Origin of the sequence: Lentibacillus salinarum (genome assembly GCF_042679865.1) — a bacterium.
In the GTDB taxonomy this organism is placed as follows: domain Bacteria; phylum Bacillota; class Bacilli; order Bacillales; family Amphibacillaceae; genus Lentibacillus; species Lentibacillus salinarum.
In genome coordinates, this window is sequence record NZ_JBHTNH010000027.1 from 16,605 (window position 1) to 32,128 (window position 15,524).

General features: G+C 43.1%; 13 protein-coding genes, 1 other RNA gene and 1 riboswitch. Of the genes, 11 read left to right on the forward strand and 3 right to left on the reverse strand.

All coding sequences use genetic code 11. The features are described from left to right. The first annotated feature begins 175 nt into the window (after positions 1–175). The 7 genes from ACFQ4A_RS12605 to ACFQ4A_RS12635 all read left to right on the forward strand — a co-directional run bounded on the left by ACFQ4A_RS12605 (position 176) and on the right by ACFQ4A_RS12635 (position 6,392). Positions 176–919, forward strand: a complete 744-nt coding sequence (locus ACFQ4A_RS12605) for a metal ABC transporter ATP-binding protein (RefSeq protein ID WP_382401157.1) — start codon at positions 176–178, stop codon at positions 917–919. Beyond that, positions 916–1,770 carry a metal ABC transporter permease gene (locus ACFQ4A_RS12610; protein WP_382401159.1) on the forward strand — a complete coding sequence of 285 codons (855 nt, stop codon included), beginning with the start codon at positions 916–918 and terminating at the stop codon, positions 1,768–1,770. Before ACFQ4A_RS12605 ends, ACFQ4A_RS12610 begins: the two co-directional genes overlap by 4 nt. 18 nt (positions 1,771–1,788) lie before the next feature. Next, positions 1,789–2,727: a metal ABC transporter substrate-binding protein gene (locus ACFQ4A_RS12615; RefSeq protein WP_382401161.1), complete on the forward strand. Its 939-nt coding sequence runs from the start codon at positions 1,789–1,791 to the stop codon at positions 2,725–2,727. A 257-nt stretch (positions 2,728–2,984) separates the two neighbouring features. Continuing rightward, positions 2,985–3,452: an SsrA-binding protein SmpB gene (smpB, locus tag ACFQ4A_RS12620; protein ID WP_382401163.1), complete on the forward strand. Its 468-nt coding sequence runs from the start codon at positions 2,985–2,987 to the stop codon at positions 3,450–3,452. Positions 3,453–3,562: 110 nt separating this feature from the next. After that, positions 3,563–3,928, forward strand: a transfer-messenger RNA (tmRNA) gene (ssrA, locus tag ACFQ4A_RS12625). A gap of 341 nt (positions 3,929–4,269) precedes the next feature. Then, a riboswitch (SAM riboswitch) is annotated at positions 4,270–4,369 on the forward strand. A gap of 105 nt (positions 4,370–4,474) precedes the next feature. After that, complete coding sequence (locus ACFQ4A_RS12630; protein WP_382401165.1) at positions 4,475–5,524, forward strand: homocysteine S-methyltransferase family protein; 1,050 nt, start codon at positions 4,475–4,477, stop codon at positions 5,522–5,524. Between the two features lie 547 nt (positions 5,525–6,071). After that, positions 6,072–6,392 carry a universal stress protein gene (locus ACFQ4A_RS12635; protein ID WP_382401215.1) on the forward strand — a complete coding sequence of 107 codons (321 nt, stop codon included), beginning with the start codon at positions 6,072–6,074 and terminating at the stop codon, positions 6,390–6,392. A gap of 133 nt (positions 6,393–6,525) precedes the next feature. Here ACFQ4A_RS12635 and ACFQ4A_RS12640 read toward each other — a convergent pair whose 3' ends face one another. After that, positions 6,526–7,341 carry a ZIP family metal transporter gene (locus ACFQ4A_RS12640; protein ID WP_382401167.1) on the reverse strand — a complete coding sequence of 272 codons (816 nt, stop codon included), beginning with the start codon at positions 7,339–7,341 and terminating at the stop codon, positions 6,526–6,528. A gap of 294 nt (positions 7,342–7,635) precedes the next feature. On the opposite strand from ACFQ4A_RS12640, the gene ACFQ4A_RS12645 reads away from it, so the two are divergent. Then, positions 7,636–10,098 carry an Eco57I restriction-modification methylase domain-containing protein gene (locus ACFQ4A_RS12645; protein ID WP_382401169.1) on the forward strand — a complete coding sequence of 821 codons (2,463 nt, stop codon included), beginning with the start codon at positions 7,636–7,638 and terminating at the stop codon, positions 10,096–10,098. Positions 10,099–10,205: 107 nt separating this feature from the next. Here ACFQ4A_RS12645 and trhA read toward each other — a convergent pair whose 3' ends face one another. After that, a complete protein-coding gene (gene trhA / locus ACFQ4A_RS12650; protein WP_382401171.1) occupies positions 10,206–10,853 on the reverse strand; it encodes a PAQR family membrane homeostasis protein TrhA in 648 nt (215 codons plus the stop codon). Between the two features lie 147 nt (positions 10,854–11,000). Here trhA and ACFQ4A_RS12655 point away from each other — a divergent pair, with 147 nt between their 5' ends. Further along, entirely contained in the window at positions 11,001–11,579 is a 579-nt protein-coding gene (locus ACFQ4A_RS12655) for a DUF1836 domain-containing protein (protein ID WP_382401173.1), read from the forward strand. A 27-nt stretch (positions 11,580–11,606) separates the two neighbouring features. Further along, entirely contained in the window at positions 11,607–12,611 is a 1,005-nt protein-coding gene (locus tag ACFQ4A_RS12660; RefSeq protein WP_382401175.1) for an LLM class flavin-dependent oxidoreductase, read from the forward strand. 120 nt (positions 12,612–12,731) lie between these two features. On the opposite strand, the gene ACFQ4A_RS12665 is transcribed toward ACFQ4A_RS12660, so the two are convergent. After that, positions 12,732–13,781, reverse strand: coding sequence for an FUSC family protein (locus ACFQ4A_RS12665; protein ID WP_382401177.1), 1,050 nt, complete (start codon positions 13,779–13,781; stop codon positions 12,732–12,734). A gap of 387 nt (positions 13,782–14,168) precedes the next feature. Here ACFQ4A_RS12665 and aceA point away from each other — a divergent pair, with 387 nt between their 5' ends. Further along, positions 14,169–15,449: an isocitrate lyase gene (gene aceA, locus ACFQ4A_RS12670; RefSeq protein ID WP_382401179.1), complete on the forward strand. Its 1,281-nt coding sequence runs from the start codon at positions 14,169–14,171 to the stop codon at positions 15,447–15,449. Positions 15,450–15,524: the final 75 nt, after the last annotated feature.

The window sequence follows — 15,524 nt, forward strand, 5'->3', positions numbered from 1 at the left end:
AATTTTTGCTGGAACAAAACGACACTAAATACATATATTAAAAACAGACCATATTTTGCATACGCACAACTTTATTGTTGACATTTAAATAATTGTTGTGTATGCTACTAATTAATATAAATTCAATAAAGGTGTTATTGTAGAAATTATTTTAATTCAGAAAGAAGGGATTGGAGTGAACAAGTCAATTAGTGTGGATCAACTGAACGTTTCATACTACGGTGAGACTGCGCTTCGTGATGTTTCATTCTCAATTGAAGCCGGTAATATCGTTGGCATTATCGGTCCCAATGGTGCTGGAAAATCTACTTTGTTGAAATCAATTTTAGGCTTGATACCAAAAGATACAGGGCATATTAAAATAATGGAAAAAAGCAATCGTGATATCAGGAAAAAAATCGCCTATGTCCCACAGCGAAGTGACGTTGACTGGGATTTTCCCATTTCTGTATTTGATACGGTCCTGATTGGTCGATATCCGTCCTTAAAAATAGCCAGTAAACCGAAAAAAGCAGACAAGGAAGTAGCCATGCATGCACTAGGTAAAGTGGGAATGGCGGATTTCAAAAATCGGCAGATCGGTGAATTATCCGGCGGCCAGCAGCAGCGCGTATTTTTGGCACGAGCACTGGCACAACAGGCGGAAGTATTCTTTTTGGATGAACCATTTGTCGGAATCGATATTCGCAGTGAAGAGATAATTATGACTATTTTGAAGGAGTTGAGTACAAGTGGCAAAACCATAATGGTGGTCCACCATGATTTGAGTAAAGCAAAAGAATATTTTCAGCAGGTTATTTTGTTGAATCAGGCATTAATGGACTTTGGAGAAGTAGAGGATGTCATGCAACCCGAAACCATTGCAAAAGCTTATGAGGGTCAGCTGTCATTCCTGAAAGAATTGGCGGTGGAATCATGAATTTCCTCGAAGCTGTGATGCATTATGATTTTTTACAAAAGGCAATGATCACGTCCATTATGGTCGGTATTATATGCGGTGTGATTGGAAGTTTTATTGTGCTGCGCGGCATGGCACTGATGGGGGATGCGATTTCACATGCGGTTCTTCCAGGTGTAGCAGTTTCTTATTTCCTGGGAATCAATTTTTTCTTTGGAGCGGTTGCGACAGGGGTACTGACTGCTATTGGCATCGGATACATCAGCCAAAACAGCCGGATTAAAAACGATTCATCCATCGGCATTATGTTTACAGCGGCGTTTGCACTGGGGATTATCCTGATTACACTTTTAAAAAGCAGTACAGATTTATACCATATTTTGTTCGGCAACGTTCTTGCCGTTCGTCCGTCGGATATGTGGATGACAATGATTATAGGTGTGATCGTTTTGATCAGTGTGTACGTTTTTTACAAAGAACTGCTAGTCACCTCATTTGATCCGACAATGGCAAAAGCATATGGTCTGCCGAATAATGTCATTCACTACTTCCTAATGACGTTGCTGACGATGGTAACAGTCGCATCCTTGCAGACAGTAGGCATCATATTAGTGGTTGCGATGCTGATAACACCTGCTGCGACAGCTTATTTAATCACGAACCGGCTTTCAACGATGATATTTTTATCAGCCGGTTTTGGGGTGATTGCTTCTGTGGTCGGATTATACATCAGTTATAAAGCGAACCTTGCCTCAGGCGCGACGATTGTGTTGGTAGCAACGCTTTTATTTGGTATTACGTTCATCGTATCACCCAAACATGGTGTGTTGTGGAAAGCGTGGCGTTCACGCCGGAAACGATTATCCTATTAACAATCAGGAGGGGAATTTATGAGGAAAATAGTATTTATTATACTGGTGCTTACATTTGTTGTTCTGGCAGGCTGTTCAGAGGAAAATCAGGCTAAAAGTGATGCAGAAGGAGGAGACGAAAGCCTGGATATTGTAACAACTTATTCAATTGTTTATGATATTGTCAAAAATGTCGCCGGCGAGCATGCCGACGTACAGAATCTGGCACCAATCGGATCCGACCCGCACCAGTATGATCCGTTGCCCGAGGATGTTCAGGCGGTGACAGATGCAGATGCCGTGTTCTACAATGGATTGAATCTGGAAGCAGGCAATTCATGGTTTGAAAAAATGATCCAAACGGCAGGTAAAGACGGCGAAGATGATCCTGTCTTCCGTATTAGTGAAGGGGTGGAGCCTAAATTGCTTCAATCCGGCGGGCATAAAGGCGATGAAGACCCACACGCATGGCTGGATGTCCAAAACGGTATTAGGTATGCCCAAAATGCACGGGATGCTTTAATAAAAATTGATCCTGATAATGAAGAAGCCTATAAGAATAATACTGCTGCATACATTGAAAAACTTGAAAAACTGGATGAAAAAATTAAACAAAAGATAGCGGAAATTCCGGAAGATAAACGGTACTTAGTGACCAGTGAAGGTGCGTTCAAGTATTTTTCCGCAGCATATGATTTTGAAGCAGCCTACATTTGGGAAATTAACGATGAAAATGAAGGGACACCGGATCAAATTAAGTCGGTCGTGGATTTGATTGAAGAAAAAGCTGTACCCGCATTGTTTGTCGAAACAAGTGTGGATCCACGCAGTATGGAAACCGTGTCAGATGAAACCGGGGTGCCGATTGCCGGGGAAATATTCACCGATTCTCTGGGAAAACCGGGTGAAGAAGGGGACACGTATGTAGAAATGTTGGAATGGAACGCGGATATGATTGTCGAAGGATTAACAAATTAAGGTGTTCAGCTGACAAGTCTCGGGTCTGGATGGTTTGCTGGGAGGCTGTTATGTTGAGTTTATTGCCTATAATATGTGTGAAATACCTCTTTTTAGTCAGCGTTCAAAAAAGGCTAGAAAGGATCGGTCGGCTAAGGTTCAACGTCCTGTCGCCCTAACGCAGGCATTGAAAACGGGTAGCTGACCTCGCCGACAATTGGCATAACGGTTCTTTTCTGTTAAAATTAGTTGCACGGAAGCAGTAGGAGGACGTACGTATGCCAAAAGGAAATGGGAAAGCAATCGCACAAAATAAAAAAGCGCGGCATGATTTTTTTATAGAAGAGACATATGAGGCAGGCCTTGTGCTGCAGGGAACCGAGATTAAATCGATTCGTGCCGGCCGTATCAATTTGAAGGATTCGCACGCACGGATTGATCGCCGCGGTGAAGTGCAATTGGTCAATATGCATATTGCACCGTATGAGCAGGGAAATCGGTTCAATCATGATCCGACCCGTTCGCGCAAATTACTGCTGCATCGAAAAGAGATCGATAAACTGGTCGGCTTGATCCAGCAAAAAGGCTATTCGCTTGTACCGCTGAAGGTTTACATCAAAAACGGTGTGGCCAAAGTGTTGATCGGTGTCGGTAAAGGAAAAAAGAAATATGACAAACGGGAAGATCTGAAGCGGAAGCAAATGAAGCGTGACGCGGATCGTGCCGCGAAGGAAAGCTTGCAGTAGACCGCCAACCCTTGACTTTCAAAGGATTTCTGTTATAATAAAAATTGTCGTTATAACAAGTAAATGAATAGTGCTCGTTCTATCCGGGCGTATTCTCCCATCTTTTTCATGGGGACGTTACGGATTCGACAGGGATAGATTGAGCTCAGACTGCGCGTCGAGGTTACGGCTCGTAAAACGTTATTGCCTAAATATAACTGGCGAAGAAAACAATTCACCAGCTTTAGCAGCTGCCTAAGCACTGCCTAAAGCGATCCTTCCTGCTATCGCTCGTGTAGCAGATTGAAGGGTCTCAAATCAAGCGGGCTATTCTGTCGTCCACCGTCTGAGGATGATGGCAGAATCCAATCAGACTAGCTGCCGGGAAGCCTGTTGGCAGGCTGAGCGGTAAGCGAATGATAATATGTCAACTATGCGTGTAGATGTCTGAGTGGCGATATCTCTGGACGTGGGTTCGATTCCCACCGTCTCCACCAATACATATGTTGGTGGTTTTTTATTTATTACCTTTGGACATAAATCAACGTATATTCGGCGATCCCCAACGTTATAATAGAAATAATCGCGGGACCCGAAGCATATTAGCACTCGTTTCTTACATATTTTTACGATACGGGGGAGAGGGAAGTGATTCTCTCCGCAGTTTCTCAGGCTTTCTCTGTTTAAGAAAGAGTTCTTTTCTTTTTCCGTCTTGTTAAAAATGACGGCTGTTAAGTTAATTACAGCAACAATAAGCCTAAGAAATCGGTCAATAACAATTGACAGAAAATGTGGAAAAGTGTATAGTTAATTAAAGTTAACATTTATATCAAAATTTTTCTTATCCAGAGAGGTGGAGGGACTGGCCCTATGAAACCTCGGCAACAGGCTGTTTAAGTACTGTGCCAATTCCAGAAGCGAAGGCTTGGAGATAAGAAGAGTAAACAGCCATGGTGCCAAACCTCTTCTTTATCAAGAAGAGGTTTTATTTTTTGCATATAAATTGCAAGTGGCGCACAAAAAATCTTAAGGAGGAGAGTCGCATGAAACGCAGCTTGGAAGAGAGGCTGAAAGACGGAACAGTCATCGCTGGGGAAGGTTATTTATTTGAACTGGAACGAAGAGGGTATTTGCAAGCAGGATCCTTTGTACCAGAAGTAGCATTGGATAATCCAGAAGCACTTAAACAAACGTACCGTGATTACATGAATGCAGGTTCAGATGTGGTGTTAGCATTTACATACAACGCCCATAGAGAAAAAATGCGTATCATTGGCAAGGAAGATTTATTGGAACCACTGAACAGGAACGCAATACGCCTGGCAAAAGAAGTCGCAAACGAGCATCCAATTGAAGCGGCATTGGTAGCAGGTAACATATCAAACACGAACATTTTTGATCCAGAAGATTCTAAGTCAAAAGAGCAAGTTAGAAACATGTTTTCTGAAATGGTGAGATGGTGCAAGGAAGAAGGCGTCGATTTTATTAATGGTGAAACGTTTTATTATCATGAAGAAGCAGTCGTAGCATTGGAAGAAATTCAAAACCACGGATTACCAGCTGTCATTACATTAGGATTAATGGGTGAAAGTGTTTTAAGGGATGGGTACACGGTAGAGGAATCGTGTCAAATTCTTTCCGAAAAAGGCGCGTTAGTTGTCGGGATGAATTGTTTCCGCGGCCCGGATACAATGCAGCCATACCTTGCTGACATACGTAAACATGTGGATGGCTATGTAGGTGGGTTACCAATTCCATATCGAACAACGGAAGAGAATCCGACATTTTTCAATTTACCTGATGGTGGATGCAGCTGTCATTTACCTTTAGAAACAACTTTTCCGACTGCTTTAGACCCGCTTTATCATAATCGTTATGAATTAGCGGAATGGGCAAAGAAAGCCAAAGACATTGGCATAAACTATATTGGATTATGTTGTGGCGCTTCACCAGCGATGTTGCGGGAGGTTGCAGAAGCTGCCGGAGTTGAAACGATAAACTCTAAATACGCCCCTGATATGGAAAAACACTTTTTGTTTGGTAAAGACAAAACACTTAAGGAACATAACGTAAACTATCGATTAAAAGCCTGATCAACGTGAACATTTGCACGTCTTGAACCAACCGCATCTGCCGAACTTAATGAAAATGTTTGGAAGGGTGGATTATCCCTGTTTTTCTGAAAAAACGGGGTATAATCTGCCCTTTTTGTAAGATAAGCAAGCATAAAATGTTGGACGACGTTTTCAATCCCGAAATCGGCTAAATCGCTAATTTCTTCCAAACTGACTTCTGACCTCTGCATCTGAAAAGACGCGTCAGCGTTTTTTCATACGCGTTCGTGGTGAGTATCGCTGTCATACAAGGGCACAATTTTATACTTTTTCTCAAATAGCATATCGATTAAATGAAAGTTGATCATTAATGGCTACGTTTACATGGCATTTTGTGTTCAAAAATAATTATGGTATGATTTGCTTTGTTAAAAACGGAAACGACTTTTGTTAGCACAAAAGTTACTATACAACACCATGAAACAATTAAGAGGTGCTAAATTGAAATTACAGGAAATAAAACAAGAATGGTTTGGAAATATACGGGGAGAAGTGTTGGCGGGAATAGTCGTAGTATAATGGAACCATTGATGTCGTTTATGTGGTCGATGGCCAAACATCGAAAACGGATGTCTTGCACCATGATAATAAATATGAAATTGAGCATAAACGGAAAGAAAAGATTAAGTCCGTTCAGGATCAAATTCGGCAATTCGATATAGATTTTAAAGTCCATATACTGCACGGAGAGCCGGGACCTACGATAGTTGACTTTGCTAATTCAAATGATTTTGATTGTATTGTTATTGGAAGTCGTGGACTAAATAACCTGCAAACGATGATATTGGGTAGTGTTAGTCACAAGGTTGCTAAACGAGCAGATTGTCCAGTTCTCATTGTAAAATAAATTCATATAAAATAAGAAGGAACAACGCATTTTTATTTAATGTGTTGTTCCTTCTTTTCTTATAAACATTGTAAATAATGGAAAAAATCTGCCGCTATCCGGTAAACCGAATGGGGATTGTTCCCACGTATCGTTAACCCAGTGCGACATCGAGAATCATCATAATGGCAAATCCGAACATGACGCTCATGGAAGCGAGGTCTTTATTACCATTCTCTTGTGAACCTGGAATGACCTCTTCGGCTACAACAAAAATCATCGCGCCGGCCGCAAAACTGAGTGCGTATGGCAAAATCGGCTGAATGACCGTAACAGACAGTGCCCCGATAATACCGGCGATTGGTTCAACCATTCCTGACGCCTGACCATAGTTGAAGCTTTTTCCACGTGACATGCCCTCACGCCGCAGCGGCATTGATACAGCGAGCCCTTCAGGGAAGTTCTGAATCCCTATACCAATGGCCAATGCAACAGCACCTGCAAGTGATGCTGACGGCAAGTCTGCAGCAATTGCACCAAATGCGACACCCACGGCAAGCCCTTCTGGTATATTATGCAGTGTGATGGCCAACACAAGCAATGTACTGCGCTTTTTTCGCTCGGGATTGATGCCTTCTGCTTCATTAAATGATGATGTTGGATGAAGGTGCGGGAGTAATTTATCAGCCGCCCATAAAAAGATACCGCCAAGCAGAAAACCAACTGCAGCCGGGACCCAAACTGGTACAATTCCGCCTTCAGCCATATCCAGCGCCGGAGCAAGAAGCGACCAAAAGCTCGCAGCAATCATAACGCCCCCGGCAAAGCCCAGCATACTATCCATCAGTCGCTGGTTAAATTTTTTTGTGGTAAATACCAATGAAGCACCCAGTGCCGTCATTCCCCAAGTGAAGATAGTGGCGATTGCTGCCTGTATCACAGGATCAAGCGCGAGAAAATAATCAAACACAGCTGATACTCCTCTCTTTTATCAGTATCGATTCATTACTGACTAGAATATGATTTGGTACGAAAAAAATTGCTCAATTAATTCATGTTTTTTTGATAGGTACCTAAGTGTTTCCCAAGGTAAACATTTCTCAATTATATTAATAGCATAATGCGGATAATGGGTGATGTCAACTGATTCTTATTTTGCCCTGACTGTGACTGGATTTGTATTTAAAATGACCGGCACAACCAAAGAAAATAACTGCTGTGTTATAATATAGGTAGTCTGTATTTCTTTCTGGCGGGTGTCAAGATGAAAAATGACAAATTCAATAGCACACATATAAAAAGCCAATTCGGTACTTATGAAACAAATCAAATAGCGCGTTCTGTCCATAGACATCTTTCCCATTCGAGCAGCGGCCGATCAAAAGCAGATGTCATCAATGAGCGTAACAGCAAAAAAGCAGATGCGGTTGCCCGTACGTTTTATCAGGACTACCAGCAAGTCCGGAACGACCTGTTTGCACATTTACAGGCACAAAACAGCGATCTGAATGCATATGTCATTTTGGAAAAAACGCAGAAAGTTCTTGAGCGCATTGTAATGGTTTGTTTTTGTGAAGATCATGGCTTACTATCACATAATGGGTGCCGAGAAGCTATTCAAGCTGCCAGACAGCCCGTAGACCCGAACGGTACAAAAGCATGGCATCGGTTGAATCGTGTTTTTGATTTTCTTTATCACAAAAATTTGGAATTGGCTGCCGGAACATCTTATCTGACAACAGATCATGTTTTGGATCAATTGACTGTTCGGGATGCCATTTTTCCGTCAATTGAGAAGTTAACTGGTTATGACTATGCAGCTGAGCTCGATGTGAGCGTATTGGGTCATATGTTTGAACAATCCATCCATGACATGGAATACATAAAAACGGAACTGCTGGGTCACAGATCGGAACCTGAGCGTGGAATACGAAATCAAAACGGGATATTTTACACATCTTCAGGTGTTGCTGAACAATTACTGGAAGAAACATTGTACAGCTGGATTGAAGACAGGAGAGCAGAAATAGTAAAGCGTTTATCCGGAGATGGTCAAGGCACGCTTCAGGAAGCCGTATCGACCGGCTATGAAAAAATGCAGCTGACGGTTAACCAGAAAATGACACTTTACCGTGAATTGCGACAGCAACTTAATTCGGTAACCATATTGGACCCGGCTGCGGGCAGTGGTGCATTGCTTAACAGTGCGTTTGACAGGCTCGTTTTGGAACGCGAAAAGCTAACGCAAAAACTGGCAAAACTTCAGGAAGGGCAAGTGGCCTCCAGCCATGACAACTGGCAAATTCTGCATCGTAACTTGTATGGTGTCGATTTGCATGAAGAAAGTATTGGGATCGCCAGGCTTTCGTTATGGCTTAAAAGCGGTCATAAATATGACGAATGGACCTCACTTCAAGACAATCTGAAAACGGGGAATTCGATCATTGATCAATCGGATGTGTCGGACAAGGCTTTTAACTGGCATGAAGCGTTTCCGGCCATTATGAATGACGGTGGGTTTGATATCATTATCGCCAATCCACCATATGTTTTTACTAGGGATGAGGGACTCATACAGAAGGAGAAAAGCTATTTCAAAAGCCGTTATCATTTGTCAGCCTATCAGCTCAATACCTATTTACTATTCATTGAACGTTCCTACGAATTATTGAAAGAAGGCGGTTGGCTTGGTTTTATTGTTCCCAACAACTGGCTGACAATTGATTCATGCCGGAAAATGCGTCGTTTTCTGCTGCAGCATACCGGCAATCTAAAGATTATCAATATGCATGGTCGCATGTTTGCGGATGCGGCTATTGATACGTGTTTACTTATTTTCCAAAAAACGGCGCCGACAACTGTCAAACTGGGTGAATATATCAATGAACGGCTGGAAATCGTGGCGGAAGTTGAACCGGAACAGCTGCTGAATGAACAAAGCATCATCAATATATCGCTCATGAAAAATGAACGGGTTCACGAGGTTATGAATCGAATTGAAGCAGGTCATTTCAAATTGGCATCGGTTGCAACAGTGAAATCAGGTTTGCTTGCTTATGAAGTCGGGCGGGGAAATCCGGCACAGACGAGGAACATGAAAGAAAACAGGATATATCACAGTGCCCGGCCATTGGATGAAACATATTGGATGTATCTGGAAGGAAAAGATGTCCGCCGTTATTCGCTTGACTGGCATGGCACCTGGCTGAAGTATGGTCCGAATCTAGCAGCCAGACGACATGAGGCGCTGTTCACGTTACCTCGCATTTTAGTCCGGCAGATCCCTGCAAAGTCAATGTATGCTATCAGCGCGGCTTACGCTGAAAAGGAAATGTTAAATGACCGGAATGCCAACAACATTATTGACTTCCAAAAAGATCCGCTGTTCTTGCTCGGTGTCTTGAATTCAAAGATTACCACATTCTGGTTCATCCATAAATTTGATAAGTTCCAGCGACGAACATTTCCGCAATTTAAAGTAAAAGATTTAAAGATGTTTCCGATTCCTGATGTGTCAGAATCGGAAATGAAGCGGCTATCGAAAGCGGTGGATCAAATGCTGCATGTCCAGCGTCAGAAAAGCGAGAAGTTGCAGCCAATGGGCAAGTTAATTCAAAAAGAAAAACAGTTAAATGAACAAATTGATCAGTATGCAGCGGCTGCATTTGGCTTAAGTGATGAAGACGTTCGGTTGATTGACGATCGTTTAGCGAGCTTTCTTGAATGAAACGGATGCCAATAGATGCAAGTGGTCCCTTTCATTACGGATTGTGCCAAAACCTGGTAGGGCTGGCCAAGGCACATGATATCGGCTGTCAGCTCGACATTAATAGCTTAAAGAACATAGCCATAAACACAAATAAAATGAAACAGACTGCCGAACAAAATAAATATATGGAAAATCTCATGGAAGCCCATATGTTTAAATGACAAGATAGATGGTTTCAGCCAGTAAATAAATGCCCCGATCGTATAAAATATGCCGCCAATTATGAGCATAAGCATGCCGTCGCCGCCGATAATAGGCAAAAGCGTTGAACTGAAGAAAATAATAAGCCAGCCCATCGCGATATATAATGCGGTCGACAGCCATCTTGGTGCATGAAACCAAACCAGTTTAAAAACAACCCCAGCTAAAGCCAAACTGTTAACGACTGCGAACAGCACCCATCCTGTCACACCACCCAGGCTGATCAGACAAAGCGGTGTATAGGTGCCGGCTATCAGGACAAAAATCATCGAATGATCAATCCGCCGTAAAAAAGCAATGACATGATCCTTTGCTATGACCATATGATATGTGGCCGAAGCACTGTATAACAGAATCATGCTGACGCCGAATATCGTGACAGCCATCAAGGCAAGGGCAGACTCTGCCGTCATAGCAGCTTTGATAATTAAGGCAATCAATCCCGCCAGTGATAAAACAGCACCGGCCAAATGGGTCAGACCGTTAATGGGTTCGCGAATCGGAAAAGGCATATACTCAACATCCTCACAATCTTAAGTAGTTTTAAAAACTATATAATCATCATATAGGTATATCATTAAGTCGTCAATCGTTTACTTTAAAAAATTCCTGCCGTATAATCAACATAGACAAACTTAAACACAGGTGAGGTTTTTGCGATGAAAAATATGGAAGAATTAGCTGGGAGTCTCCACTTAAACCGTCAGTTGTCACTGGAAGACATACCGGATTTAAACTTGTACATGGATCAGGTCATTCAATTGTTCGAACGTAAATTTGCCGACACAAAACGTCATGCGGACGAAAAAGTCCTCACCAAAACAATGATCAATAATTATGCCAAGGGGAAATTATTTTTCCCGGTTGAAAACAAAAAATACACCAAAGAACACCTGATTCTTATTAGTATGATTTATCAAATGAAAGGCGCGTTATCGATTAATGACGTGAAGACGACGTTAGACAGGCTGAATGAAAAAGTGTCGCATGACGAATTTGAATTACCGGCGCTTTATCAGCGTTATCTGCAGCTGATTGAAAAGAGTACGGAAACATTTACAGACGAAATACAGGTTCAGCAGCAGGAGGTCAATCAGGCAATCCAAACCCATGATGATTCGGACAAAACCTATCTTGAACAGCTGTTGCTGATTGCCATGTTTACAAATATGAGCAATTACTATCGCAGGGCTGCCGAGAAGTTGGTCGACGATATGATAAATGATCAGGATTCGTAAAAAAACAACAGAAAGAAGGCATACCAATTGAAACTAAGCATACTGGACCAGTCACCCATCGCAGCTGGTAAAACGCCGCAGGAAGCTTTGAATGCTTCAGCAGAGCTGGCCGGTCTGGCCGATAAATGGGGTTATACGCGCTATTGGATCGCTGAGCATCATGACATGCGTGGTCTCGCCTGTCCCAATCCCGATGTGATGCTTGGCATGATTGGGTCGCAGACAGAGCGTATCCGGATTGGTGCCGGGGCCGTCCTTTTGCCACATTATAAGCCATACAGGGTAGCAGAGACATATAATCTTTTGGCAACATTATTCCCAGGGCGAATTGATTTAGGCATTGGCCGGGCCCCAGGGGGATCTGCCGAGGCATCGATGGCATTGTCAGGCAATTTTCTGGAAAATGTCCGGCAAATCCCTGAGAAGATTGATGAATTGCTGAAGTTTCTGTACCTTGATTTTGCTGCGGATGACATGTACGCCAGGATTAAGCCGACACCTGTCCCGACATTGCCTCCTAAGCCTTGGATGCTCGGGACAAGTGAGAAGAGTGCGATCGCTGCTGCAGAAAAAGGACTTCCGTATACATTCGGCCACTTCATGAGTGATCAGGACGGACCATCCATTATCAAAACCTATAAGGACAGGTTTACTGAACAGCATCCGGACAAAACACCGGAAGTAATAGGGACTGTTTCTGTCGTATGTGCGGAAACGACCGCAGAAGCATGGGATCTTGCCCTGAGCAATCATTTATGGTCGATCCAGCGCGATAAAGGAGAGGGCAACGGAACGGTTCCAACTGTTGCAGAGGCAAAAAATTATACGTTTTCGGATGACGAAAAAGAGAGGGTACACCGTATGAAGAACAAGGCGATTATCGGAAATCCATATGAAGTGGGACAGCAGCTTAAGCTGTTACAGTCGGCCTATCACGCGGATGAATGGATGATCGTCACGATTACCCACAGCTACGAAGCGCGGAAGAAGTCGTATGAATTGCTTGCTGATGAACTATTGACGCCCAGTTGAAACGTGGCGTACATAAGAAAAAAACGCTGACGCGTCTTTTCGGATGCCAGAGGTCAGAAGTCGGATTGGAAGAAATCGGCGAGTTAGCCGATTTCGGTATTGAAAACGTCATCCAACATTTTATTCTTTCTTATTTGTTGAAAAAGCCGCCATCGAGTGCGGCTTTTTATAATACCTTCCAACCAAGTTATAGATGGACACGAGTTCATATAAAATAATCAGATCAGGTGGGAAGCGATTTGGATGCTGCTGGTTTTCGATGATTTCTTCATTGTCTGCCCAAAAAATATCCGTTAATTGGTTCAGATGCCGGTTATGTTTCTGCTCCTCGTACGTATCCGGCTGTTTAAGAGATTGTGCCAAATCAGAGACAGCATTTAGTATGACGGCCCGCTCAGTTGCAGACAGTTTTGTGGTCTTGAACAGCGAGTAATTCAAATTGCCAATATGATAATGAATCTGCTGTAAACGAAGAAGTTGGTTCTGCAGGTCCCGAAATTGTGTTTTCTCACTGCCAACCAGCGGATGATATTTGGTCTCCTCTTTTTGAAATTGGATCAATATTTCTGCCCGCCGAATCATTTTAGCCAGTTGATCGTCACGTTCCTGTTCGATTTCATTATCCCGATGCCCGTCACGGAAAATATCCTGGAATGACTTTTCAATGGTGACGCCGATTTTATTCGCTACAGCCTGCAGTTTTTTGCTGATTTCTTTCGTATAATCCGGCGGCAGTACAAACAAATTGACCGCTGTTGAAACAACAAGCCCTATCGTTGTCGTTCCCAGCCGGATGAAAAACGAAATGAGCACATTGGTGTGAATGACTTCAACCATTGCGACAGATGTCAACGTGGCAACAACCAGCCCGGCATGCAATTTTAGCCGAAAGCATGTCGTTATCGTGAAGACAGCCGCCAGTGTATATGTAAGCGGCGAATTGCCAAAAAGCGATATGAACAGGACCGCGTACGCTGAACCGATGGCTGATGCCGGAAACCTGACGATGCCTTTTTTAATTGAATCCGACACCGTGGGTTCGATCGTGACGATAGCTGTAATCACTGCGAAAACAGGCGGCCAATTTAATAACACACAAATCCATGCTGTTATAAAAATTGCCACGCCGGTTTTAACGACACGGCTCCCCACTAATTTAAAACGTTTCATCCACTTCATCTCCGCTCTTATGTCTGACACATTCCATTTTTCCAAGTCTGTCGCTCATTTGCAAATTTTTTTATGGAAATGCCGAAAAAAGGGTTGCAATTTCTTATTTAACCCCATAAACTGTATTATAACAATAAAATATCACACAAATTGTTATATAAAAGGAAGGGGGCTTTTTACATTGTCATTTCCGACATGTCCGGAATGTGGTGAACGAATTGATCAGCACAGTTATACACTGGAATGTGATTACTGTTTGTCAAAGCGGGAAGAGTAAATTTTTTTGGCCGAGTTGTTATATAACAAAATGTACATTAATTTATTGTTGTATAACAAAACTATTGCAGGTAACAGAAGGATCGCATGTATTAAGAGGAGGGACGGATAATGGACCGAAAAACACGAATCGAAAAAATTGAAAATGAATGGGAAAATGATTTGAGATGGCGAGATGTTGAACGCCCATATTCAGCAGAAGATGTTGACCGGTTGCGTGGATCGATTGATATCGAGCATACGCTTGCCAAAAAGGGAGCCGAAAAATTATGGAACCTTGTCAATCATGAAGACTATGTGCATGCGCTTGGGGCATTGACGGGTAATCAGGCAGTACAACAGGTCAATGCTGGTTTGAAGGCAATCTATTTAAGCGGCTGGCAGGTGGCGGCTGATAATAATCTGGCTGGACAGATGTATCCGGATCAGAGTCTTTACCCGGCAAACAGTGTTCCAAATGTTGTCAAACGGATAAATCAGGCGTTGCAGCGTGCTGATCAAATCCACCATGCTGAAGGTGACGATGCCTTTGACTGGTTTGCTCCTATTGTCGCTGATGCTGAGGCGGGGTTTGGCGGCCAGCTGAATGTTTTTGAGTTAATGAAAGCCATGATTGAAGCCGGCGCATCAGCTGTACACTTTGAGGATCAGCTGTCATCGGAAAAGAAATGCGGCCATCTGGGTGGAAAAGTGTTACTGCCGACACAGACAGCTGTACGGAATCTAATTTCGGCGCGGCTGGCTGCGGATGTCATGGGAACGTCAACACTCATTATCGCCCGAACAGATGCCAATGCGGCCGATATGATTACGAGCGATCTTGATCCATATGATGCACCGTTTTTAACAAGTGAGCGGACAACGGAAGGCTTTTTCCGGACAAACGCAGGGCTCGACCAGGCGATTGCCCGTGGTCTTGCTTACGCACCATATGCTGATATGGTCTGGTGTGAGACATCCGAACCTGATTTGCAGGAAGCACAGCGTTTTGCCGAGGCTATCCATAGAAAATACCCGGATAAACTGCTTGCTTATAACTGTTCGCCGTCATTTAACTGGAAACGGAAACTGTCAGAGCAAGAAATGGCCAATTTTCAAAAAGAACTCGGCAAAATGGGTTATAAATTCCAATTTGTTACATTGGCCGGCTTTCACGCTTTGAACTACAGTATGTTTGATTTGGCCAGAAAATATAAGACAGAAGGGATGGCTGCATACTCCGAATTACAGCAGCAGGAGTTTGCCAGTGAGACGTACGGGTATAGTGCCACCCGTCATCAACGTGAAGTCGGCACGGGTTATTTCGATGAGGTCGCCCAGGTTATTTCAGGGGGCACATCTTCTACCGGAGCACTTGAAGGCTCGACGGAAACAGCACAATTTGTACGGTAACCCATCCTATGAACCTATGAAAAATCCATCCTTAATATGGGTGGATTTTTTCATTTGAAATACAATTGTAATCTC

What these genes read in the sequence shown, in the direction of transcription:
- ACFQ4A_RS12665 (WP_382401177.1), bottom strand. Translation starts at nt 13,781, where the DNA reads ATGAAACGTTTTAAATTAGTGGGGAGCCGTGTCGTTAAAACCGGCGTG.
- ACFQ4A_RS12615 (WP_382401161.1), top strand. Translation starts at nt 1,789, where the DNA reads ATGAGGAAAATAGTATTTATTATACTGGTGCTTACATTTGTTGTTCTG.
- ACFQ4A_RS12655 (WP_382401173.1), top strand. Translation starts at nt 11,001, where the DNA reads ATGAAAAATATGGAAGAATTAGCTGGGAGTCTCCACTTAAACCGTCAG.
- ACFQ4A_RS12610 (WP_382401159.1), top strand. Translation starts at nt 916, where the DNA reads ATGAATTTCCTCGAAGCTGTGATGCATTATGATTTTTTACAAAAGGCA.
- ACFQ4A_RS12630 (WP_382401165.1), top strand. Translation starts at nt 4,475, where the DNA reads ATGAAACGCAGCTTGGAAGAGAGGCTGAAAGACGGAACAGTCATCGCT.
- smpB (WP_382401163.1), top strand. Translation starts at nt 2,985, where the DNA reads ATGCCAAAAGGAAATGGGAAAGCAATCGCACAAAATAAAAAAGCGCGG.
- aceA (WP_382401179.1), top strand. Translation starts at nt 14,169, where the DNA reads ATGGACCGAAAAACACGAATCGAAAAAATTGAAAATGAATGGGAAAAT.
- trhA (WP_382401171.1), bottom strand. Translation starts at nt 10,853, where the DNA reads ATGCCTTTTCCGATTCGCGAACCCATTAACGGTCTGACCCATTTGGCC.
- ACFQ4A_RS12645 (WP_382401169.1), top strand. Translation starts at nt 7,636, where the DNA reads ATGAAAAATGACAAATTCAATAGCACACATATAAAAAGCCAATTCGGT.